The 21,404-nt window shown below is 51.6% G+C and carries 24 protein-coding genes; 16 read left to right on the plus strand and 8 right to left on the minus strand.

Annotated elements, in window-relative coordinates; translation table 11 throughout:
- Positions 1–231: 231 nt before the first annotated feature.
- From AC4EYZ_RS23110 to leuS, 5 genes are all read right to left on the minus strand, one after another.
- Positions 232–1,170, minus strand: a complete 939-nt coding sequence (locus AC4EYZ_RS23110; protein WP_474191626.1) for a PA2778 family cysteine peptidase — start codon at positions 1,168–1,170, stop codon at positions 232–234.
- Between the two features lie 13 nt (positions 1,171–1,183).
- Complete coding sequence (locus AC4EYZ_RS23115) at positions 1,184–1,582, minus strand: PA2779 family protein (RefSeq protein ID WP_009286979.1); 399 nt, start codon at positions 1,580–1,582, stop codon at positions 1,184–1,186.
- A gap of 86 nt (positions 1,583–1,668) precedes the next feature.
- Complete coding sequence (gene holA, locus AC4EYZ_RS23120; protein WP_141440978.1) at positions 1,669–2,736, minus strand: DNA polymerase III subunit delta; 1,068 nt, start codon at positions 2,734–2,736, stop codon at positions 1,669–1,671.
- The gene (locus AC4EYZ_RS23125) at positions 2,733–3,227 is read right to left on the minus strand and encodes an LPS-assembly lipoprotein LptE (RefSeq protein ID WP_190373119.1); all 495 of its coding nucleotides are present in this window, start codon (positions 3,225–3,227) and stop codon (positions 2,733–2,735) included. Before AC4EYZ_RS23125 ends, holA begins: the two co-directional genes overlap by 4 nt.
- On the minus strand, positions 3,224–5,809 hold the full coding sequence (gene leuS, locus AC4EYZ_RS23130; protein WP_474191625.1) for a leucine--tRNA ligase: 2,586 nt from the start codon (positions 5,807–5,809) through the stop codon (positions 3,224–3,226). The genes AC4EYZ_RS23125 and leuS overlap by 4 nt, the downstream gene beginning before the upstream one ends.
- A gap of 161 nt (positions 5,810–5,970) precedes the next feature.
- Between leuS and AC4EYZ_RS23135 the strand changes: the two genes are divergently transcribed.
- Entirely contained in the window at positions 5,971–6,492 is a 522-nt protein-coding gene (locus AC4EYZ_RS23135; protein ID WP_009286975.1) for a zinc ribbon-containing protein, read from the plus strand.
- 4 nt (positions 6,493–6,496) lie between these two features.
- Here the strand turns inward: AC4EYZ_RS23135 and AC4EYZ_RS23140 are convergent, their stop codons facing one another.
- Together AC4EYZ_RS23140 and AC4EYZ_RS23145 are read right to left on the minus strand one after the other, a co-directional pair.
- On the minus strand, positions 6,497–7,810 hold the full coding sequence (locus tag AC4EYZ_RS23140; RefSeq protein ID WP_474191624.1) for a hypothetical protein: 1,314 nt from the start codon (positions 7,808–7,810) through the stop codon (positions 6,497–6,499).
- Positions 7,811–8,222: 412 nt separating this feature from the next.
- Positions 8,223–8,624: a phage integrase N-terminal SAM-like domain-containing protein gene (locus AC4EYZ_RS23145; RefSeq protein ID WP_427769744.1), complete on the minus strand. Its 402-nt coding sequence runs from the start codon at positions 8,622–8,624 to the stop codon at positions 8,223–8,225.
- 232 nt (positions 8,625–8,856) lie between these two features.
- Here AC4EYZ_RS23145 and AC4EYZ_RS23150 point away from each other — a divergent pair, with 232 nt between their 5' ends.
- The 11 genes from AC4EYZ_RS23150 (at position 8,857) to AC4EYZ_RS23200 (ending at position 17,757) form a co-directional block, all read left to right on the plus strand.
- A complete protein-coding gene (locus tag AC4EYZ_RS23150; RefSeq protein WP_474191623.1) occupies positions 8,857–9,159 on the plus strand; it encodes a hypothetical protein in 303 nt (100 codons plus the stop codon).
- 166 nt (positions 9,160–9,325) lie between these two features.
- Entirely contained in the window at positions 9,326–10,285 is a 960-nt protein-coding gene (locus AC4EYZ_RS23155; RefSeq protein WP_474191622.1) for an endonuclease domain-containing protein, read from the plus strand.
- Between the two features lie 143 nt (positions 10,286–10,428).
- On the plus strand, positions 10,429–12,003 hold the full coding sequence (locus AC4EYZ_RS23160; protein ID WP_490204047.1) for a transposase: 1,575 nt from the start codon (positions 10,429–10,431) through the stop codon (positions 12,001–12,003).
- Between the two features lie 288 nt (positions 12,004–12,291).
- A complete protein-coding gene (locus tag AC4EYZ_RS23165) occupies positions 12,292–12,786 on the plus strand; it encodes a hypothetical protein (protein WP_490204048.1) in 495 nt (164 codons plus the stop codon).
- A 184-nt stretch (positions 12,787–12,970) separates the two neighbouring features.
- The gene (locus tag AC4EYZ_RS23170) at positions 12,971–13,615 is read left to right on the plus strand and encodes a glutathione S-transferase family protein (protein WP_490204049.1); all 645 of its coding nucleotides are present in this window, start codon (positions 12,971–12,973) and stop codon (positions 13,613–13,615) included.
- Positions 13,616–13,756: 141 nt separating this feature from the next.
- A complete protein-coding gene (locus AC4EYZ_RS23175) occupies positions 13,757–14,335 on the plus strand; it encodes an HD domain-containing protein (RefSeq protein WP_474192158.1) in 579 nt (192 codons plus the stop codon).
- Between the two features lie 105 nt (positions 14,336–14,440).
- Positions 14,441–15,007: a DUF1993 domain-containing protein gene (locus AC4EYZ_RS23180; protein WP_474192159.1), complete on the plus strand. Its 567-nt coding sequence runs from the start codon at positions 14,441–14,443 to the stop codon at positions 15,005–15,007.
- Positions 15,008–15,174: 167 nt separating this feature from the next.
- The gene (locus tag AC4EYZ_RS23185; protein WP_490204050.1) at positions 15,175–16,167 is read left to right on the plus strand and encodes a DUF2332 domain-containing protein; all 993 of its coding nucleotides are present in this window, start codon (positions 15,175–15,177) and stop codon (positions 16,165–16,167) included.
- 396 nt (positions 16,168–16,563) lie between these two features.
- Positions 16,564–16,695, plus strand: coding sequence for a transposase (locus tag AC4EYZ_RS23190; RefSeq protein ID WP_474192172.1), 132 nt, complete (start codon positions 16,564–16,566; stop codon positions 16,693–16,695).
- 233 nt (positions 16,696–16,928) lie between these two features.
- Entirely contained in the window at positions 16,929–17,288 is a 360-nt protein-coding gene (locus tag AC4EYZ_RS23195) for a VOC family protein (protein WP_474192161.1), read from the plus strand.
- 235 nt (positions 17,289–17,523) lie between these two features.
- Entirely contained in the window at positions 17,524–17,757 is a 234-nt protein-coding gene (locus AC4EYZ_RS23200) for a ubiquitin family protein (protein WP_474192162.1), read from the plus strand.
- A gap of 361 nt (positions 17,758–18,118) precedes the next feature.
- Here AC4EYZ_RS23200 and rlmF read toward each other — a convergent pair whose 3' ends face one another.
- Positions 18,119–19,057, minus strand: coding sequence for a 23S rRNA (adenine(1618)-N(6))-methyltransferase RlmF (gene rlmF, locus AC4EYZ_RS23205; protein ID WP_474192163.1), 939 nt, complete (start codon positions 19,055–19,057; stop codon positions 18,119–18,121).
- Positions 19,058–19,182: 125 nt separating this feature from the next.
- Here rlmF and AC4EYZ_RS23210 point away from each other — a divergent pair, with 125 nt between their 5' ends.
- The 4 genes from AC4EYZ_RS23210 (at position 19,183) to AC4EYZ_RS23225 (ending at position 21,361) form a co-directional block, all read left to right on the plus strand.
- Positions 19,183–19,416 carry a nucleotidyltransferase domain-containing protein gene (locus AC4EYZ_RS23210; RefSeq protein ID WP_474192164.1) on the plus strand — a complete coding sequence of 78 codons (234 nt, stop codon included), beginning with the start codon at positions 19,183–19,185 and terminating at the stop codon, positions 19,414–19,416.
- A gap of 113 nt (positions 19,417–19,529) precedes the next feature.
- Entirely contained in the window at positions 19,530–19,937 is a 408-nt protein-coding gene (locus tag AC4EYZ_RS23215) for a VOC family protein (protein ID WP_474192165.1), read from the plus strand.
- A 153-nt stretch (positions 19,938–20,090) separates the two neighbouring features.
- Entirely contained in the window at positions 20,091–20,837 is a 747-nt protein-coding gene (locus AC4EYZ_RS23220) for a DUF899 domain-containing protein (protein WP_474192166.1), read from the plus strand.
- A 35-nt stretch (positions 20,838–20,872) separates the two neighbouring features.
- Positions 20,873–21,361 (plus strand): GNAT family N-acetyltransferase, encoded by a 489-nt coding sequence (locus tag AC4EYZ_RS23225; RefSeq protein ID WP_474192167.1) that lies wholly within the window; start codon positions 20,873–20,875, stop codon positions 21,359–21,361.
- Positions 21,362–21,404 lie beyond the last annotated feature (43 nt).

The following is a 21,404-nucleotide window of genomic DNA, read 5'->3' on the forward strand; positions in this document are numbered from 1 at the left end:
GAGAGTACGTTTGGTAAAAACACGTAATCATCAAAAGAGTGCTTCCGTTGCAAAGGGCAGTTCTGCATGGCACCTCTCCGTTAATGGGTAGGTAATCCAATGAACAGCTTAAAGACTTCATCCTTATGCAACTTAAGCACTCACCCGCCGAGTCTGCCATCCCACAACTTTACTAATTGCAGGATCATACTTGTGCTCGTTATTATTAATAACGCTGTTAGTGATTGATATTTAATCGTTATTTAGAGAGTCTAAGGCTAAGCTTGCTTTTTCTCGCCAGCTACCATCAAGGGAGGCAGCGTGGGTTAATGCTTCGCGCGCGTCTTCAGGCGCATCGCTTTGCAGTAGTAAAAGGCCTAGATTTAGCCATGCAGCGCCCATTGACTCATCCAGCTCGGTTGCCCGTTCAAACGCCTTGCGTGCGTTGCCGGGTTGTTGATCTGCGTAAAGCGCATTGCCTAACGCAAACTGCCCCATAGCGTTAGTGGGATGGCGTTTTGCAAACGCTTGCCAGCTTGAAAGCGTGGCGCGTGGCCCATGGGCCTCTTCGTAGGCGCTAAGCGCTTCTAAGGCGTTGCGGGCAGTAATACCTGTAGGCAAAGTACCTGGTTCGGCCACCACAAATCCCCAGCGCTCTGTGCGTGCCCAAGTGGCATCGAAACGGCTGAACGACATGGTATGGCGCTCAATCTCGCCGCTGCGCAGAATAAGCGTTTCACTGGGCAAATCGTAACCAATGGCCACAGCGTAGTGCCACATTGGATAAATCGGCAGCGACAAATTCTGCATAACGACCACCGGGTCGCCCGCTGCCAAATGGTTTAATAGGGCGTCCATGGTGCCGCGAATAGGAAACGCGAGCTGCTCATGACGTCTCACCGTTGCCAGCATTTCTGGCTGCACACTGCCATCGCGTCCGGGCAGAAATACTTGAGGAATCAGCTCCTCAACGTCGGTGTCGACACCCTGGTGATTGAGTACCATTGCCAGCGTGGCAGGGCCGCACTGAAATTCTGTTTGGGCGTAAAACGGTACGCTAGTGATTTCTGTATGGGGCGGTAGGGCTTGATAGGTGCTTTGCAGTAATACCGGATTACGCGCACAGCCGCTGAGCAGTAGCAGCATAATAAAAACGCCCGCAAAGCGGGCGTTGGAAAACAGGTAGGTCATGAGCGGCCTTGTATTAGCGAGTAAACGGGTAAACGTCGGTTAGGCCGAGAATGTCGGTTACCAGCAAAATAATGAAAACGGCAAATAAAGCGCCTACAACGCCGGCACCGGCTGGCAGTTGCTCAAGCTGATCAGCCATTTGCTGTGCTTCAGCATCACTGAGTGATGCAACGCGAGCCTCGACTTCGTCCAGATCAACACCCTGTTTTACCAGCTGATCTTGCACATCGGCGCGGGCCAGGATCTCGTTAATCCGTTCGCGATCAGCGCCAGCACGGTCAGCTGCCAAAACAGATTGGGTGGAGACTAAATCCATTGATTGGGGCGCAGTGGGTGCAGCGGCAACGGGTAAGCTGGTAATAACCAGCGCTGCAATCAGTAGGGTAGAGAGGTAAGCACGCAATGTTTTCATCGTCTTCTTCCTTATAGACTAGTCGGGGTGGTAAGGAATGAGTATAGAAACAAATGGTTTGATTTTTAAGCGTAATATGCAAAGTGCTAATTATTTGCACTAATGCGATAGGTCCAGGCCGACTCTGAGAGCAGCCCGCGGCCCCCGGCCATGGTCATGGCCAGATCGTGTAGGCCCGGCCATAGCGGTACCGTTGCCGCGCCCTTAACGGCTAAATCGAGCCGCTGGGCCATTAAAAGCAATTTATGCAGCCGCTTCATGGGCAGGCGGCCAATCGCTTTCTGGTAAGCGGGGCGGCGCTTATCAAAAATCATCGGCTTTTGAGTTTTGCAAGCGTGCTCAAAGCTCTGCCCTTGATCCAGGTGCTGATGCAGCGAGAGTAGCGTGCGTAGCTCTCGGCTAAGTGCCCACAGCACGATAGGCGCTTCAACGCCTTCACTGCGTAAGCCATTCACAATGCGCGAAGCGCGGCTGGGTTCGCCTTTCAGGCAGGCATCGGCCAAATTGAAGACATCAAAGCGGGTGCTGTCCTCCACTCCTTGGGCAATGCTCTCGACGTTCAAGCGCGTACCTTGGGGGTGAATCAGCGCCAGCTTTTGCAACTCTTGGTCAGCGGCCAAAAGATTGCCTTCGGTGCGCTCTCCCAGCAGGCGAGCGGCTTCCAGATCAATTTGTAGACCGTGCAATGAAGCACGATCCCGCAGCCAGTAGCCTAAGCGGGAAGCATCCACGGGCCACACGGGAACAAACAGGCCGTGTTTATCCAGCGCTTTGAACCAAGCGCTTTTTTGTTGCTTGGCATCAAGCTTGCCCATACCAATGAGCAGAACGTCATCGCTGTTATCCAGAGTTTCGGCGTACTGCGCTAACGCTTTGCTGCCTTCTTGCCCTAATTTGTGATTGCCTAAGCGCAACTCCAGTAGCTTGCTGGTCGCAAACAGCGAGAGGTTGCTCGACATTTCCATCAAGCGACCCCAGGCAAAATTGGGCTCGACATCGAGTACCTCACGCTCCTCGACACCACCCTGGCGAGCTGCGGCCCTTACAGCATCGCAGGCGTCGCGATGCTGTAAGGGCTCATCCCCCGCTACGATCACTACGCGGGGTAGCTTTTTTGCTAACGCAGCGGGTAGCTGATCAGCAAATACCTTCACTGCATGCCCTCAACGTAAGTAAGGCGCTCAATGATTTGCTGAGACAACTGGCGTGCAAGCGTCTGTTCTGCTTCCATCATTAGCGTTTCGCGGTTAAGGAGGTCGTCATCGCTAACGCGAATGCGGGTATCCGTCGACAGCGTTTCATTATTGATGTGATAGGCATTCGATGCTCGCTCCTGAACTGAGAGTCTGGCGCTGAGCGTTAGCTCGTGCTCGCGGCTTGCTCTGCCATCACCGCCGAGTCGACGCTCGGTTAAAACAGGCGTGCCCAACGTGACCCTCCAAGGCGCCCCAGCGGCTACCTGGGTGCCTAACTGCTGAAGACGAGAGGCGATCTGCTGAGCGACGGCACTGTTGGTGTCGCCTTCTAAAGCAAGGGGGGGCAGCGTAGGCAGCGATTCAGAGCCGCGTAGCCGAAACCCACAGCCGCTGACCAGCACCGCCGCCGAGGCGGCGATGCTAGCGGTTAAAAATGTGCGTCGGTTCATCCACTCACCACGATATTAACCAGTTTGCCGGGCACCACGATCACTTTACGTACGGTGTTGCCCTCGAGGAAGCGCTGAACGTTTTCATGCTCCATCGCCAGCTTTTCAATAGACGCCTTATCTGCGCTTGCCGGTACTTCAAGGCGAGCACGCAGTTTACCGTTGACCTGTACCACCAGCTCGATGCTGTCGCGGGTAAGGGCGGATTCATCTACTACCGGCCAGGTTGCTTCAATGGCCGGGCCTGAATGGCCAAACGCTTCCCAGAGACTATGGCACAGGTGCGGCGTAATCGGCGAGAGCAAGAGTACGCAGGCTTCCAGCGCTTCACGGCTAACCGCCAGGCCAAGTTCAGAGCTATCGTCGAACTTACCGATAGCGTTGGACAGCTCCATCACCGCGGCAATAGCGGTATTGAAGGTGGTGCGGCGGCCGATATCGTCGCTGGCTTTCTTGATAGTCTCGTGGGTTTTCCGGCGCAGCGCCTTTTGATCGTCGTTAAGTGCATTGACGTCCAGCGTGCCGGGCGTGCCCGCTGCCAAGTGCTCATTGACTTGACGCCATAGGCGCTTCAAAAAGCGGTGTGCGCCCTCTACACCTGAATCCGACCACTCCAGGGACTGCTCGGGGGGGGCGGCAAACATCATGAACAGGCGTACGGTATCGGCACCAAACTTGTCGATCATCGACTGCGGATCAACGCCGTTGTTTTTCGATTTGGACATCTTTTCGATGCCACCCATTTCCACTGGCTCGCCGTCGCTCATAAGGATAGCGCTCAGCGGGCGACCTTTCTCATCACGCTTCACTTCCACGTCAGCGGGGTTAAACCACTGCTTGCCACCGTTATCAGTGGAGCGGTAGAAGGTTTCCGCAATGACCATGCCCTGGGTCAGAAGCTGCTGGAAGGGCTCGTCGGAATCTACCAAGCCAAAGTCACGCATCAGCTTGTGGAAGAAACGCGCATACAGCAGGTGCAGAATGGCGTGCTCGATACCGCCAATATAGAGGTCAACCGGCAGCCAGTAGTTGGCGCGCTCATCCAGCATTGCTTCGGTGTTATCCGCACAGCAGAAGCGCGCGTAGTACCAAGACGACTCCATAAAGGTGTCGAAGGTGTCGGTTTCGCGCGTCCAGCCATCGCCCAGGTCAGAAAACGCCGGCATCTTTTTCAGCGGCGAGCCGGAGGCGTCTACGGTGACTTCCATAGGCAAAGAGACTGGCAGCTCATCATCGGTGAGCGGAACGGTTTGACCTTCCGGGCCGTATTTAACCGGAATTGGCGCGCCCCAGTAGCGTTGGCGGGCAACGCCCCAATCGCGCAGGCGATAGTTGGTTTTGACTTCGCCACGACCAAGCTCCGCCAGTTTGGCGGCAATGGCATCAAAGGCTTGTTCAAAATCAAGGCCATCAAACTGACCTGAATTAACCAGCTTGCCGTATTCGGCGTAGGCCGCCTCAGAAACGTCGGCAGGCTGGCCGCTTTCATCGGCGATGACCGGTTTGATGGCAATGCCGTACTTGGTGGCAAACTCCCAGTCGCGCTGGTCGTGGCCAGGTACCGCCATGACGGCACCGGTACCAAACTCCATGAGCACGAAATTTGCCACGTAAACGGGAACTTCATCGCCCGTTAGCGGGTGAACCGCCCTATGGCCGGTGAGCATGCCTTTTTTCTCTTTGGTGGCCATCTCTGCTTCGGAGGTGCCACCCCTGGTGCACTCGTCGCAAAATGCAGCTAGCTCGCTGTTCTGCTCGGCCGCCTGCTTGGCCAGCGGGTGGCCAGCTGCAACCGCCACATAAGTAACGCCCAGCAGCGTATCCGGGCGAGTGGTATAAACCGCCAGCGGCTCATTGGCTTGGCCATCAGCGCCTTTGACATCAAAGGTCAGCTCGACACCGCGGGATTTGCCAATCCAGTTGCGCTGCATGGTTTTGACCTGTTCTGGCCACTCCACTTTATCCAGGTCGGCCAGCAGCTCATCGGCGTAGTCGGTAATCTTCAAGAACCACAACGGGATCTCTTTACGCTCAACCAAGGCACCAGAGCGCCAGCCGCGGCCTTCGATAACTTGCTCATTGGCGAGGACGGTTTGATCCACCGGATCCCAGTTAACCGTCGACATCTTCTTATACACCAAGCCTTTTTCTACCAGCTTGGTGAAGAACCACTGCTCCCAGCGGTAGTAGCTGGTATCGCAGGTGGCGAACTCGCGGCTCCAGTCATAGGCAAAGCCCAATGCCTTCAACTGATTGCGCATGTAATCGATGTTTTGGTACGTCCACTTGGCAGGCGGCACCTGATTCTGAATGGCGGCGTTTTCCGCGGGCATGCCAAACGCATCCCAGCCCATGGGCTGCATGACATTTTTACCCTGCATGCGCTGGAAACGGGACACAACGTCGCCGATAGTGTAGTTACGCACGTGGCCCATGTGCAGCTTGCCGCTGGGGTAGGGGAACATGGAGAGGCAGTAGAACTTCTCGCGGTTCGCGTCCTCTACGGCTTTGAAGCACTGATGTTTGTCCCAGTACTGCTGGGCGTCGCGTTCGATATCACGAGGGCTGTAGTGTGCGTCCATCGGTTTATTAATGCCTTGGCGTATTCGCCCAAAAGGGGCGCAAAGTGAATGTTAGATGACATCTGTCAGATAAGTGAGGTCGATTGTATCCTATGCGGGTGTATCCTTGAACGGTAAGCCGATGATAGGTAACTGCACGCGTCGACAAAAGGAGAGGCACCATGAGTGAACAACAGAATGACAATCGCCTACGCGAAGGCTATGAGCGCTTGCTAGAGCGGATGCAGGGGGGCGCCAATGAGCTAACCTGGGAAAACTTGCAGAAGGATTTGGACGACGCGGTCGAGTTTGAAGCGGAGCTAGAGGAGTACACCAAAGATGAGCTAGCCCTGCTGCGCGCCTGGGTAGAGCGTGACCTGAAAGATATGCGCTACTACATGGCAGATACCGGCAAGCAGGTAGCCAGCTGGCTGGGCATCGACATTGACGGCCTTTCGCGCCGCGTGGCGGAGTCGCTGCTTTCGATTGCTGACCGCAGCGTGGTCGAACGCGAGCGCTTCGAAGAAGATTTAGAAGCTGCCCGCGCTGACTACTGCGAAGGTGAGATGGCGGCGCCTGGCCTAATGGCCTGCACACACTGCGATGCCCAGGTGATGCTGCCTACCGTTGCGCGCCTGGAGCCTTGCCATCAGTGTGGCCATCGCTACTTCTACCGTTTTCCCAATAAAATCATTGAGACCTGATCGATTAGGTAACCAGTAAGCTGACGCCTGCGATCGCCCCTAGCGAGAGCAGGCTCATGACTGCTGCGTAGAGCAGGTTATTTTTCATCATGCGGTAGCCGCTCACCCCGTAGCGCCCCTGCAGTGACAGGTTGATCCCTGAAAGCGGGCCCACGCTGGTGCCCACTGCCCACGACGTTAATGCCACAAATGCAAATACGGTTTGCTCACCGTTCTGTAAGTTCAGTATCGAGGCCAGCACCGACACTCCAATAATGGGATGAAGCCCTGCCAGTGCGCTCAGGGTAATCGCTGCAAAGCTAAGCATCGCCTGAGGTGTGCCAAAGCGGATGAACAGCGTCCAGTCGCTGCCTGCCGCGGCTGTTACCAGTGTTGAAAGCCCAATCGTTAATAGCCCTGCGGCTAAAAACAGCGAAATTTCCCCGCGCATGGCGGGTAGCCGCGTGGTGGTGTGCTGGCGAATGCGTCGCAGGGTAAAACGGGGCCCATGGGGTAGGTTGCTCAATACCGCCACGCTGGGCAGCAGAAAGGTAATAATGCTGACAATGGTAAGGGTAGGGGTGAGCACAAAGTGAAAAAGCATCACCAACGCTGCCATACCTACCGGCATCAATAGGCTACGTGGTGCCAGTGAGTAGCCATCCACCTCGCTGAGATCAAACCGGCGCCGCAGCTCCAGCGTAGTTAACAGCCCCGACAGCATCGCCATGGGAAAACCCACCACGGCAATTTGCGCGTACTCAACGTCGGGCACCAGCGCAATCACCACGCCCATGGAGGCAAAAAACGGCGACCACAGCGCCGCGCTGCTCAGCCCACGGTTAAGCGCCAACAGCTGCGGCGTAGTGAGGGGGCCACGCCGGGCCAGCTTATCGCCCACCATAAATACGGTAGACAGATTTAAAATCGTGCCCAGAAAGTGCACCCCCAGCCAGGTACGTAAAATACCGCCCGCCCCAGTCACTCGGCTTCCCGTCGCGCCCTTATTACCTTGCTTACCAATCAGCGAAATAAAACTAACGCCCACCAGCATCGCCGCCACAAACGAATTGCCCTGCAACATAGCGGGCCAATCCACCTCGGCGCCATACACAAACCGCGCCACCAGCAGCATGCCCGCACCGAGTGCGATGAGTACGGCCGCCTGAATCCGCGAACGCTTAGGAATATCTCGCCACAGCAACACAACCGCCGCCCACAGCAAATAACTCACTGCATGGGCAGTGTTCAACCAGCCGGTAAAGCCAATAATTTGTGCGATCAAACCAAGCAAAATCAGCACGCCCGCCAAGCGTTGCCGAAAAGTCGTCTCTTGCATGCCAAACCCTTAATAGTGAATTAGCAGGCTAATCGGATTTGCAAAGGAAGGCCAGCGGCAACGAGTTATTAACCAAGTGCATTTCGTACACTGGCACCATTGCGTGCGTAGCCACATTTCGTAGCGCGTGGTAACGAATCTGCGAGGAACGAGCAAATGAGGCACCCGCGGGAGCATCGCGCAGCGATGCCAGATCCATGCAACTAACGAGCCGTTGCCCTCAGAGAGGAAACACTTTTTTTCATCGATACGTGACCTAATCCAAATTTATGAATAAGGTATGATTAATTAGTCAGATTCGGTCGTAACTGGAGCGTTTTAACGTAACCCAGGTGCGCCTTGGCGGTAGCGTGCTTTCGTTTTAGCTCATTAGCCTAAAAGGCAGCGCACACCGGCAAATTCCTTCCTCAGGTCAGGGGGTGGCTATCAAATTCATAGGCCCACACACTCGATTTAACACGCGCATAACCTCTTCGTGAGAAAGCACGACAGGTAATCGACGCGGGCGTTTAGCTCGTGAAAAGGCGCCAATATCACCCAATGGCATATCAAGGATATGACGATACAGAAATACTAAAGCATTAAGCGCTTGGTTTTGTGTAGCTGCAGCCACATATCGCTCTACGGCAAGGTGCTCAAGAAAAGCTTGGACTTCAGAAGAGCCCATACTGGCTGGGTGTCGCAGCCCATGATAGCGAATGAAATAACGTATCCAGTAACAGTATGTTTTTTCAGTACGTGGGCTGTAGCGCTTTACTCGCATAACAGCTTTCACACGATCCATTAGTTTCGGAGGCCTGCTTTGCATATCCATTTGGTTGTCTGTCTCCTGGTGGTGGATATGCATACAGTATTATTGAGCTTGGCAAAACGTGCAAGCGTGTGAATTCAGCAAATGCAGCCTAATTAATATTAATTTAATTTAGAATCATGTGGTTATACACAGAAAGGTAGGCTACATTTGCTAAGTAAAAATGCTGGCGCGTTCATCCAATCATAGGACGCGCCGCCTAATACCTGTTAGCGCAACAAAGAGGAAAAAAATCATGACCATCAAAATTGGCACAATTGAGTACACAGTGGCCGATGAACAATTTGAAACGGACGATATAAAAATAACAAAAACGGAATATCATGAGGAACAAGGAGGCTACAAAGAACCTAATGACGTTGTAGAAACGGTGCAATTCGAAGCGCACACAGAGCACGGAAAAATTACTGGCAGCGCCACTGCTAGGCGCTCAGGATTTGATACTTACTTTGTATGTGAAGATGTATTCATAGATGACAACAATGAGATTGATGAAATATCTACGCCAGATTGCACAATAGAGGAAGAAGACGAATAGTTCGCTTCAAGTCTAATTCTATATTTGTGCGATAACGTGCTAATCGCGCTAACAAACGGCTGCACCGGACAAATTTCCGCTGTCACATTTTGTGCAATAAGACGCACAAAAGCCGCCATCAAAATTTGCTCGGTGAGCCGGGCATTAGCCATTTTGGTAATCCGACATGACTCCTGATAATTACGTTGTTGTGTATTCCGAAGATGTTCGAAGAATATTTGTGATCTTCTCTGAACACTTTGGGGATTTTGTGCTTACCAAGGACTGTAAGGGTAGAGGCTGTGGTTGTATGGGTTGTGTACTGCTGCAGGCTACCATTGGAAACAATGAGCAGCAGTTCTCTGTAGTTGATATTGAGCTATGTGAAGAACTTGAATCGAATCTGATTGCTTACCCTTTCACCGAAGAAGGTGGTGTATTCTTATACGGCTTGAAACGTGAGAAATACAAGAGCTACAAGGGAACGATAACAAAGCAAAAGCTTGATAAGATTTTTCGAACTCCAGAGGCTTTGCTTATTGTTAAGTCAGAACCAGATGGGACCTTCACTCACTCATATATGTCGCCAACCGTCGATAGGCGAGTGATATCTAAAGGGTGCAAATCTGGCAATTGTCCCTGTATTGGGTGTCGAATTGTAGATATGTATTACGCTGCATCTCCGGAGCAGCTCGTCCCCGCAATAGATCGCACCAAAGCTAGAGCTACGGAAGATGGTGAGCTCATCCTGCCGATATTTGAGGGAGAGGAAATTATCTCAAAACTCCTCAACCGCGACCCTGCTATTCGCCATGCCTTCAGCCCAAATATATTCGACTCGCCTCTTGAACAGATGTTTTATGAGCTGGCGTTCCTTGATCTGCACATTTACCCGCAGCACAAAGTTGGGAAATACAGACTCGACTTCGCTATACCTGAACAAATGATTGCGATCGAGCTCGATGGACACGAATACCACAAGACAAAGTATCAGCGAACCCATGATGCTCAGCGGGATCGCTGGCTTTTTGGTAAAGGCTGGCATGTATTGCGTTTTACCGGGACTGAAATTTATAAGAACTTGGATAAGTGCATCAGCGAAATCTGCGCTCTCGCAGGCGTCGATCGAGTGAGCACTCTGCCATGAGAATGGCTAACAAGTTGCTGCACTCGGAAAAATTACTCGCTACGCTCCCAATTTTCCGGTGAGCAAAGCGTTGAGCCTGTAGAAAAACCCCACTGACGGCTAAGTTTTGGTAGGATCGAGAAAACAGACGAGGAGTGGTCAGCATGCCGCGCTTCAAGCCTTATAACCACGATCAAAATGCCATGGTGGTGATCAACTACCAAGATCAACTCCAACCCGGCACCTTTGAGCACGCAGTGCATTACCTGATCGAGCATAAACTCGACTTGTCCGTTTTCCACCCCAAGTACCGCAACGATGCGACCGGCCGGCTGGCCTATGATCCGGCCATCCTGCTTAAGATTATCCTGTTTGCTTACTCAAAAGGCATCACCTCCAGTCGTGAAATGCAGTGGTGCTGCGAGACCAATATTATTTTTAAAGCTCTTTCCTGCGATACCGTTCCTCACTTCACCACACTGGCCAGCTTTGTCAGTCGCCATGCCGATGAGATTGAAGCGCTGTTCGAACAAGTGCTGCTGGTGTGCCATGAACAGGGCTTGCTGGGTAACGAACTCTTTGCCATTGACGGCTGCAAGATGTCCTCCGATGCCTCCAAAGAGTGGTCTGGCACGTTCAAAGAATTGGACGAGAAACGTGAGAAACTGAGAGGCCTGATTCGGCATCACCTACTGGAGCACTACGCGCGTGATGAGGCCGAGACGGAAGCCGATCTGGATAGGGATATCCGACGGGCCAAGACGATTCTCTCGCTAGATGCCGCCATGAATAAAGTGGATCGTTTCCTAAAGACGCACAGCCCAAGGATGGGCCGGGGGAAGCGAATCAAGGAAGTGAAGAGCAATCTGACCGATAACGAAAGTGCCAAAATGACGACAAGCAAGGGCACGATCCAGGGCTATAACGGCGTAGCCACGGTGGATAAAAAACACCAGATCGTCATTGACGCTCAGGCCTTCGGCGAAGGCCAGGAACATCACACCTTGCAGCCCGTACTGGAAATGGTCGAATCTCGTTTTAAGAAACTGGGCATTGCGGAAAACATCTACCAGAAAGGCACCGTCGTCACCGCCGATACAGGCTTTGCCAACGAAGCCAATATGAAGTATCTGAACGAACAGCAGATCAACGGCTACATCCCCGATAACCAGTTCCGCAGCCGAGATCCAAAGTTCGCTAACCAGAAAGACAAATACGGCAAGCGCCACCAGAACTTACCAGATAAAGGCTGGCGAGAGACGACGCCCGCCAGCGCGTTCCAGTTTGATCCTGTAAACCTAACGTGTATCTGCCCCACCGGTGAAAAGCTGTCCTATCGTGGGCAACGAGAAACAGACAATGGCAAGATCCGTGTACACTTTGAAGGGCGTTTACTGCAATGTCGGCACTGCCCAAAGAAATACCGATGCATGCAGAACCCGAGCTCTGCCGACCATCGCAACGGCGCAGGGCGACAAGTGTCTTTTATTATCGAGAACAACCGCTTACCCAATTACACGGACTGGATGAAGCACCGAGTTGATAGCCCGAAGGGCAAAGAAATTTACAGCCATCGCATGTCAGTCGTAGAGCCGGTGTTCGGCAATATTGGCACAACGAAAAGACTGAACCGCTTCAGCCTTCGGGGTAAGAAAAAGGTGCAAGGTCAGTGGCAGCTTTACTGCTTGGTGCACAATATTGAGAAGTTAGCGAATTATGGTCATTTGGCCGCGTCATGAAGGGCTATGAGCGAGATAAGTCGCTACATAAGAGCCAAGTAGTTCTCTTAACTGGCGTTAGGCGCGCACTTTAGTGTCTGAATGCCGATATTAATATTATCCAGCCAGATGACTGGCTGGGTAACTAAATTAGGATCACAGGCGGTAGAGATGGCTAAAAATCGGGTTTTTCTACAGCCTCGTTGGGCGTCAAGTGTGCCTAGTGGTATACCCTAAGCATGCTTAAAGTAACTATAGCCTAGCGCTGACGTGCCTATTTATATATTTGTTGTAAGACAGAGGGAAGTTATGAAATTTATTACAATTATAATGGTGTTTTTGGCCTTGGCGGGTATCAACGAGACGGCTGCCGACGCTTCAGTCAAGATTCGGCAATTGGAACAAGGGTGGATTGGCCTAGCAAGGCAGACTGATCCGTTTGATAGCTCAAAATCAGAAGTTTTTCAGATCACCAAGAGTGGATTCACCTTCCGCTGTGGTGAACTAAATATGGAGGTTAACTCATATGGGTTCGAGAGTCTGAGCTTCGGGGCCGATTTAAAGTACATGGTTGACGATCAGGCGCCGGTGGAAAAGAGAGGAAAGTTCTCAACGTACCTAGGTGGCTCGGATATGGTTACAGACAGCAGATACTTTTCATTTAACCTAAGTGGAACGGATGTTGATGCAATGAAAGCTGGGGATGCGATTAAAGTTGCGGGGAAGTATTCGAGCACTGGGTGGCAAACAAAAACTCTAAGCCTCATGGGTTTTACTTCCGCATACAATCTGATGTGCAATTAATCAGTGCTGGCTCTAAATTGTTATTGAATCTCGGGTGAGATTCCGAAACGTGAATTTACCCTCGGTGCGTTGCCGCCCAACAAATGCATCCAGGTGACGCCAAAAGCGGCGCACCTGATACGAAGCGTTGGGCCTCATTGAGTCACACCATCATCCCATCACACTCGCTGCGCTAGGGGGAACATTGAGTCAATATCGACTTCACTACTTTCCAGAGTCAGGCAACAGCTACAAGTTGGCACTGATGCTCACACTATGCGATCAGACATTCGAGCCGATATGGACAGACTTTGCATCAAGGGTCACCTGGACAGCCGAGTGGCGCGCCAACGTCAACCCCATGGGTGAGATACCTGTTCTTGAGGAAGACGGCGTTAAGCTCACGCAGACAGGATCATTGCTTATCAGGCTATCGAAACAATTCGGCCGTTTTGGCTCCCTGAATGAAAGCGAGGAGTATGAAATCCTGCGTTGGCTGTTCTGGGACAACCAGAAACTCTCAGGCTTTATGGCGACATATCGCTTTCTCCGGACATTTACCGAGCGGCCCAACAAGGACGTGCTTGCTTTTCTACGCAGGCGTATCGATGACTTCCTCGGTGTCCTGGAGAAGCAAGTGTCATCTCAGCCGTTTGTAACCGGAGAACGCGCGACCATCGTGGACATTTCGATGTGCGCTTACTTGTCGTACCCAAGCGATGAAACTGGCTATGACCTTGCCGCGAGCCATCCCAAAGTTCACGAGTGGCTAGGACGAATCTCGAAACTTCCCAATTGGAAGTCGCAATATGATCTTTTGCCTGGCAAACGCTTGCATCGCTTCGTCTAGTATACGGCGTGTGGCGGACAAACTATTGCTTGCGATCGCAATTATGACGAGGTTGCAAATGGATAGCCCAACAATGCCATGCAGGGCGACGTGCTAGGGCGCACGCGCCTGATGGCAGACATTAAACGCTCAGGAGGAGTTGTGGAAGACATAGAAAAAATCCTCGGCTTTATTGTTGAGATTGAAAAGCTGAAAGACGTGCATCGAAAAACAAAGCCGGTGGGCCTTGATCGATTCGAAAACTCAGCAGAACACAGTTGGCATGTATGCCTTACTGCCTTGATGTTGAAAGACTTCGCTAATGAAAAGATAGATATCAATCGTGTTATTAAGATGCTTCTTATTCATGATCTCGGTGAGATTGATGTTGGCGATACCATTATTTACGCAAACGAGACGAGCGAAAATAAAGCCAAAGAAGCGGCAGGTATTGTTCGGCTTTTAAACATCTTGCCTGATGAAATGGCCGACGAATTCTTGGCGCTATGGCATGAGTTTGAGGCCGGGGAAACGGCGGACTCTTGCTTTGCTAAAGCCATAGATAGGGTGCCACCTTTGCTTCATAACATTCATGGTGGCGGTCATAGTTGGGAAGCACATGGGATCACAAAAGAAAAGGTGTTCTCAGTGAATCAGCGAATAGAGGCGGGCAGCAAAGAGCTTTGGTCTGTTATGCATAATAAGCTAGAGGACGCCGTTCATGCTGGCATACTTAAATAAAGCGTTTAACCAAGCATTGCAGCCGACAAACCGCTGAATGTGGCGTTATGTTTCCGAGTGCCCCATGAACAGTAGACAGCCATCAATTTATAAGGAAGGAAATCCATGTCACTAACGAAGCTACTCATTCCGACCTATACACAAATGCTTCGAGCGCTTTCAGGCTGGCTGAAGAAGGCACAGGCGCAAATACCGAAAGCAGATGCGGAAGCGCTGTTATCCGCGCGTCTAGCACCGGACATGTTTCCTCTGTCGACTCAGGTTCGGTTTGCTTGCGTGCAGGCTCAAGAGACAGTAGCCCTGCTTCAAGGAAAGCCGTTCCCAGAATCTATCGATGAACTGCTTGAAGAAGGGCGAAATGCAGGCGAACGGCCCGGCTCGCTCACCGATGCTCAAGCTCGGATTGATCAAACTATCGCATTACTAGACGGCCTCACCCCCGACGCGCTAGATGCAAAGGCAGATAAGCCACTTGTACACGAACTTCCGAACGGTATTATTCTCGATCTGACCGCCGAGCAATATGCACGCGATTGGACATTAGCCCAATTCTATTTCCACCTCATGACTGCCTATTCAATATTGCGCAGCGAGAAGATAGAACTTGGAAAAGCTGACTACGTAGCGCACATGTTTCCATATATACGTCCTGATACGATACCTAAGAGTTAACAGCTTGTTTACGGCACATATCAGTCCTTACCCCAGTGCAAGTTCCAAATGGGATCAGCATATAACAAGCGCAGGTTGTCGGACTGTTTTTCCGCTGTGCTGTAAACCAGCCGCAAATACGAGTGTCCGGCAGATCGGCCGTTTAACCATTCGAATGGAGCTTTCGGATGAGCCAAGCGTCTACCACCCCAGTGATTGAGAACATCCGTGCTCGCTACCGGATGTTTGCGGAACGTGAGGCTCACGGTGTTTCTCCTCTGTATGAGGAACTCGCCTTTCGTGTAGCCGAATCCGACGCACTGCTGCAATTCCTTTCAACTCTGCCACCCATAAAGCAACAGCCGAACCTGCTGTTCGGCGCGGTCAAGCTTCTAATGGGCACAGCGACAGACGCTAACGAGTTCGAACACTGGGTCAGAAGCCGTGCTGAATCCATTCGTGGCGAGATACTGGCTCGAAGTACGCAAACTAATGAGCCCGGCCGATGTGCCACGATTCTCCCCGTTCTTGCCGGCTTTTCCGGGCCTCTCGCGCTGCTTGAAGTGGGCGCAGCCGCTGGACTGTGTTTGTTGCCAGATCGATACGGTTACGACTATGGCCGAGTTCGCCTCCTCCCCAGGAGCGAGTGTTCCACCAAACCACCGGTTTTCCCATGTCGTGCGAACGAAGCGACTCCAGTTCCAACTGGCCTCCCGACAGTAGTGTGGCGCGCCGGGATTGATCTCAATCCGCTTAACCTCTCGGATCCGGGTGAGGTAGAGTGGCTGGAGTCGTTAGTGTGGCCCGGACAGAAGGGCAGGCTTGAGCGGTTAGCGGCGGCGATTCGTGTTGGCCAAAAGTCTCCACCGCTAGTGCGCGCGGGGGACTTACTCTATGACCTCCCGGCGCTCATCGAAACGGCACCAAGCGATGCTACCTTGGTGATTTTCCATTCGGCAGTGTTAGCCTATTTGCGTCCTGAAGACCGCGAGAAGTTCGCGCAGCTCGTCCAGGAATTGGACGCCGTGTGGATCAGTAACGAAGCCCCCGGCGTTTTTCCAAACATCGATGCACTGGCGGCTGCCAACAACCCTAAAGATCGCTTCATTCTCTCAGTCGACGGGGGACCGGTGGCGTTCACAGGCCCACATGGCCAGTCCATTGATTGGATTACACAATAAAACATCGGATCAAAGCCAAGACCTTGTGCCTTGAGCTCGAATCTCGCGGGCCGAACAATAGCTTGCAGGGGACCAGCGGAGCACCCCCCCCGTGCTACCGCAGCGTCGCGATCCCGTCCGCCGGGCCCTGAAGCCTGACGTTGAGGCTGTAGAAAAACCTCACTGACGGCTAAGCTTTAGTAGGATCGAGAAAACAGACGAGGGGTGGTCAGCATGCCCCGCTTCAAGACTTATAACTATGATCAGCACGCCATGTTGGTGATCCACTACCAAGATCACCTCCAACCGTGAGAAGCGCTGTTCGAACAAGTGCCACTGGTGTGTCATGAACAAGGCTTACTGGGCTACCAACACCGAGTCGATAGCCCCAAGGATAAAGAAATTTACAGTCATCGTATGTCTGTCGTGGAACCCCTCTTTGGCAACATTGGTACGATGAAAAGACTGAACCGCTCCACTCTTGGGGGCAAGAAGAAAGTACAGGGCCATTGCCAGCTATACTGTCTGGTGCATAATATGAGAAGTTAGCGAATTATGGTCATTTGGCCGCGTCATAAAGGGCTAGGAGCGGGATATGTCGCTTCATAAGAGCAAAATAGACCTCTTAACTAACGTTAGACGCGTACTTTAGTGGCTGAATGCCAATATTACTATTATCTAGCCAGATGACTGGCTGGGTTAGATAAATTAGGATGACAGGCGGTGGAGGTGGCTCGAAATTGGGTTTTTCTACAACCTCGTTATGCATACGGGAGGACGTTATGAAGGAAACGGGGAAAATAAACTATGTCGAGATTCCTTCAAGGGATCTTGAAGCAACTAAAGCGTTCTTTACCTCGGTCCTTGAGTGGTCATTCATCGACTATGGCCCAGAGTATGTGGCTATAGAGAATGCCGGATTAGATGGCGGCTTTTACAAGTCTGACAAAGTATCCTCACCTGAGAGCGGTAGCGTACTGGTGGTACTTTACAGTTCAGAACTTGAGGCAACGATAAAGAATGTCATATCGTCAGGTGGTAAAGTGGTTCAGGATATATTCGATTTCCTCGGTGGTCGGAGGTTTCACTTCACTGATCCGAATGGAAATGAATATGCTGTTTGGTCAGAGCCCGATGCATAACCAGGCCATTAAATACGCTCCCTTCGGTTGCCGAACCTCGCTTCACTCGGCCTTTTATGGCAGGTGTTTGCATTCGATTGTGCGTGAGGAGGGCCTGTGACAACAGGGCTGGTTATTTATTCACCGTCAATCAGTAGATTAGCCGAATTCTATTGTCAGGTCTATGGCTTCGAAGTCTCAGAAAATGAGGAATCGTACGCTTTACTAATGGCTGGTAGCTTTGAGCTTGTGTTGCTTGAAACAGATATTTCTAAAAAAAGCGTTTAGTGCAGATAAAGCCAGAGAAGATACGCCAATAAAGCCAACATTCTTTATTGATATTCCTCTTGAGCTAATTGGTGAGAAAATAAAAGAAAAAAATGGGGCTATATACCAACCCAAAAGTTGGAGACTTGAGGGTCGCCAAGTATGTGATGGCTGTGATTGTGAAGGCAATATTTTTCAGTTGAGAATTGGAGCAGATGCATAACAAACGGTTGTTGTCACCCTTGTGGGGCTGGAACGGCCTTTCCACCGCTGCGCCGTTCCAAGACCGCCCCAAAGCCGGGCGTTGAGACTTTAGAAAAAACCACTGACGGCTAAGTTTGGTAGGATCGAGAAAACATTCTCGGAGTGATCACTATGCCGCGCTTCAAGCTAAATAACCACGATCAAAACGTCATGGTGGTGATCAACTACAAGGGGTAGCTCCAACCAAGCACTTTTGAACATTCCGTGCACTATCTGATCAAGCACGAACTCGACTTGTCTTTTTTATCCTGGGCGATGTGCTTATAGCGGAATAATGTCACGGCAGACTTCGCATAATCATGCGCCATCTCCGGAACGGCTCACATAAATGTCCAGGCCAATATCCGCGTGATCTTATTTCCCTGATTCATCTCTATTTCCCGTACGTCAACGGCACCGAGCTTACGGATCAGCTTCTTGGCAGGCTTAACATTGTCGTTTTTTGAAACCAGGCTGCTAAACCAGCGGCATTGAGTTGCATACACTTGGCTTTCTCTGATTAGCTTTTTAAGAAACAGCTGTTCGCCTCCCTTGCACCAGAGTTCCGCGCCCATCCCGCCAAAATTCAGCGTGGGGGTTTTTGTTTTTTGTTCACCGCGACTACGCGCAAGGTTATTGAGTTTACGCTGGTTACCTTTAAGTGCTTCATCGAGCGAGGCATGGAAGGGGGGATTGCATACACTGACGTCAAAGAACTCCCCTGGTTGAATGATCCCTTCAAAAACATGGTTTTTATCGTGTTGCGTGCGCAGCGTGAAGCGATCTTCGAGTGTGGGGTTGTGGGAGATAATCGTGGCGACGTTTTCAAGCGACAGAGGGTTAATGTCACTACCGACACACTGCCAGCCGTAAATTTGGCAGGCCAGTAGTGGGTAGATGCCATTGGCCCCCGTCCCTATATCGAGCAGCTTGATGCTGGGCTGTTCATTTCCAAGCCTAAACTCCAATAAATCTGCCATGTGATGAATATAGTCGGCTCTGCCTGGGATGGGAGGGCAAAGCGCGCCCTCTGGAATATCCCAATCGACGATGTTGTAGTATCGGTTTAATAACGCGGCGTTGAGCGTTTTTACTGCCAGTGGGTTTGCGAAATCGATGGAAAGGTCGCCATGAGCGTTCGGCTTCACATAGAGAGCTAGCGCTGGGTGGCTCTTTACGAGCGCTGGAAAGTCATAGTCTTGGTTGTGTAGATTCTTCGGGTGCAGGCCTTTGCGAACAGGCTTGGTTCGGCTTTTTTCACTTTGAGGGTGCTTGTTCACAGTATTAGGCCTGAGGCTTGGCATTCAATTGTCGAGTGGGTTTGGCTTAGTCCGTGATTATAACCTTAATGGTTGTGTTGAGCTTGCTCAGCAGTTCGAGGGTGGCGAGAGGAACTCCCTGAAATATGGTAAACCCAGAGATACCAGATGAAGCAACGCAGGCACAGTCAATCATTGAAGATGTGCTTGGCGATTCAATCGTCGGCATTTATCTTTTCGGCTCTGCCGTTGTTGGTGGTTTAAAGCCTAGCAGCGACGTAGATATCTTGGTTGCAACCTCTAATCCGCCTACTTTTATGCAAAGGAAGACCTTGGTTGCTCAATTGATGGGCGTATCTGGCGCGATTGGGAATTCATAAGTCTAATAGTATGCCGACGATGTCAGCCAGACATCTTTTGTATGAGGCTTCGCCTCCATTACAAGGGCGCTAAACTCTTAGCATTATACGTATCAATTGGAACGGAGGCATACATGAAGTCCATTACGACCTCGCTAATGTTTGTCGGCGAGCAAGCCGGGAAGGCCGAAGAGGCAATCAGGTTCTATACCTCACTCTTTCCTGGTTCAGAGATCCTCGAAATTCAGCGCTACCAAGCGGGTGAGAACGAACCAGAGGGTTCCACCAAGATGGCTCGCTTTACGATAAACGGTACTGAGTTTCTGGCGCTAGATAGCCACCTTGATCACCAATTTACTTTCACGCCATCGATGTCGTTGTATGTTGAGTGTGAATCAACGAGCGAAATTGAAAAGGCTTTTCATGCCCTAGTTGAGGGTGGCGCTGAACTAATGCCTTTGGATAACTACGGTTTCAGTGAACAGTTTGGGTGGTTAAAGGATAGGTATGGCGTTTCCTGGCAGCTCAATCTTTCGAACTAGGGCCGCGATGCATCAATACTTCACCAAGCGCATCGTCATTAATTGCGGCGGTGTTGTCGATTTTGATCAGTGGCGAACGACTACTCTATGCAAAACGCATTATTCCGGTGCTGCAAGCCGGAGCAACGCTGAATTTACGCGAGGTAGTCCGTCATGAGTCAGATTGAATCACCGAGAGTTGTATCCAAAGAGGAGTGGCTTCAGGCACGCAAAGCCCACCTAAAGAACGAGAAGGCGCTCACGCGTATGCGCGACCTGGTCGCCCGTGAGCGGCGCGATCTGCCATGGGTCAAGATAGAGAAGGAATACGTCTTCGACACGCTGGAAGGGAAGAAGACGCTTGCCGAGCTATTTGGCACAAACAGTCAGTTGGTCATTCACCATTTCATGTTCGGGCCTGATTGGAATGCGGGCTGCCCGAGCTGCTCGCTGGAGGCGGATCATGCTGAGGGGGCCATCGTTCACCTCGCCAATCATGATGTCAGTTACGTTCGTGTATCCCGCGCGCCGCTGGAAAAGCTGGAAGCCTACCGGAGGCGCATGGGCTGGACAGCCACTTGGGTATCCTCCCAGGGCAGCGATTTCAATTTTGACTTTCAGGTCTCTTTCGCTAGGGAGGATCTTGAGGCTGGTCGGCTCTACTACAACTACCAAGCTATCGAGGATCCAAAATACTTCAGCGAAGAACTGCCCGGCCTTAGCGTTTTCTACAGGGATGAGAGCGGGTCTGTGTTCCACACCTACTCCAGCTACGCTCGTGGCAATGAAGAGGTTATTGGCGCCTTCGTTTATCTCGACATCACGCCGAAAGGCCGCAACGAGAAGGAAATCATGGACTGGGTTCGGCGCCACGATGAGTATGACGCGAGCCCCGCAAACGTGAGTTGTCGCTCTTATTGATGATGCAGCCAATTCTGACGACAAGCAGATTAGTCATGACGCCAAGGTCGGCTGAGGATCTGGAAGCATGCTTGGCGATGGATCGCGACCCACAAGTAACCCGATACGTATCCGGTCCATGGCACGATCCGGATCAACACAGGGCTTTTGTTCTGGATAGGATGCGGCAGCGATATCCAGCGGGCCTTGGCTACTGGTCTGTGCGCAAACATGATGCCAACGACTTTTTAGGTTGGATACTCTTGATTCCCTATGAGGCAGTACGCAACGAAGTCGAAATTGGATGGCGCTTTACTCGTGCAAGTTGGGGGCCGGGATTCGCTACCGAAGCGGCAGCCGCCGTTCTGGAACACGCCTTTGACAGTGTTTACTTAACGGAGGTCGTCGCAGACATAAATCCCATGAATTTTCCCTCAATTCGAGTAGCAGAGAAAGTTGGCATGCGATGCGCAGGCAATAGAGTCTTGCATGGCACTTCGTTTCGATCGTACCGGCTTAAAAGTTGCGAACGAAGTTCGACTTAACCATTCTTTATACTGAAAATAGTGGCGCATGCCGTCGTCTGGG

It is taken from the genome of Vreelandella sp. 162(4c), from assembly GCF_058152265.1.

What these genes read in the sequence shown, in the direction of transcription:
- AC4EYZ_RS23215 (WP_474192165.1), top strand. Translation starts at nt 19,530, where the DNA reads ATGAAGTCCATTACGACCTCGCTAATGTTTGTCGGCGAGCAAGCCGGG.
- AC4EYZ_RS23195 (WP_474192161.1), top strand. Translation starts at nt 16,929, where the DNA reads ATGAAGGAAACGGGGAAAATAAACTATGTCGAGATTCCTTCAAGGGAT.
- AC4EYZ_RS23220 (WP_474192166.1), top strand. Translation starts at nt 20,091, where the DNA reads ATGAGTCAGATTGAATCACCGAGAGTTGTATCCAAAGAGGAGTGGCTT.
- AC4EYZ_RS23160 (WP_490204047.1), top strand. Translation starts at nt 10,429, where the DNA reads ATGCCGCGCTTCAAGCCTTATAACCACGATCAAAATGCCATGGTGGTG.
- AC4EYZ_RS23225 (WP_474192167.1), top strand. Translation starts at nt 20,873, where the DNA reads ATGACGCCAAGGTCGGCTGAGGATCTGGAAGCATGCTTGGCGATGGAT.
- AC4EYZ_RS23155 (WP_474191622.1), top strand. Translation starts at nt 9,326, where the DNA reads ATGACTCCTGATAATTACGTTGTTGTGTATTCCGAAGATGTTCGAAGA.
- AC4EYZ_RS23135 (WP_009286975.1), top strand. Translation starts at nt 5,971, where the DNA reads ATGAGTGAACAACAGAATGACAATCGCCTACGCGAAGGCTATGAGCGC.
- AC4EYZ_RS23110 (WP_474191626.1), bottom strand. Translation starts at nt 1,170, where the DNA reads ATGACCTACCTGTTTTCCAACGCCCGCTTTGCGGGCGTTTTTATTATG.
- AC4EYZ_RS23115 (WP_009286979.1), bottom strand. Translation starts at nt 1,582, where the DNA reads ATGAAAACATTGCGTGCTTACCTCTCTACCCTACTGATTGCAGCGCTG.
- AC4EYZ_RS23190 (WP_474192172.1), top strand. Translation starts at nt 16,564, where the DNA reads ATGTCTGTCGTGGAACCCCTCTTTGGCAACATTGGTACGATGAAAAGA.
- AC4EYZ_RS23210 (WP_474192164.1), top strand. Translation starts at nt 19,183, where the DNA reads ATGGTAAACCCAGAGATACCAGATGAAGCAACGCAGGCACAGTCAATC.
- AC4EYZ_RS23140 (WP_474191624.1), bottom strand. Translation starts at nt 7,810, where the DNA reads ATGCAAGAGACGACTTTTCGGCAACGCTTGGCGGGCGTGCTGATTTTG.
- AC4EYZ_RS23165 (WP_490204048.1), top strand. Translation starts at nt 12,292, where the DNA reads ATGAAATTTATTACAATTATAATGGTGTTTTTGGCCTTGGCGGGTATC.
- AC4EYZ_RS23180 (WP_474192159.1), top strand. Translation starts at nt 14,441, where the DNA reads ATGTCACTAACGAAGCTACTCATTCCGACCTATACACAAATGCTTCGA.
- AC4EYZ_RS23150 (WP_474191623.1), top strand. Translation starts at nt 8,857, where the DNA reads ATGACCATCAAAATTGGCACAATTGAGTACACAGTGGCCGATGAACAA.
- AC4EYZ_RS23145 (WP_427769744.1), bottom strand. Translation starts at nt 8,624, where the DNA reads ATGGATATGCAAAGCAGGCCTCCGAAACTAATGGATCGTGTGAAAGCT.
- leuS (WP_474191625.1), bottom strand. Translation starts at nt 5,809, where the DNA reads ATGGACGCACACTACAGCCCTCGTGATATCGAACGCGACGCCCAGCAG.
- AC4EYZ_RS23185 (WP_490204050.1), top strand. Translation starts at nt 15,175, where the DNA reads ATGAGCCAAGCGTCTACCACCCCAGTGATTGAGAACATCCGTGCTCGC.
- AC4EYZ_RS23125 (WP_190373119.1), bottom strand. Translation starts at nt 3,227, where the DNA reads ATGAACCGACGCACATTTTTAACCGCTAGCATCGCCGCCTCGGCGGCG.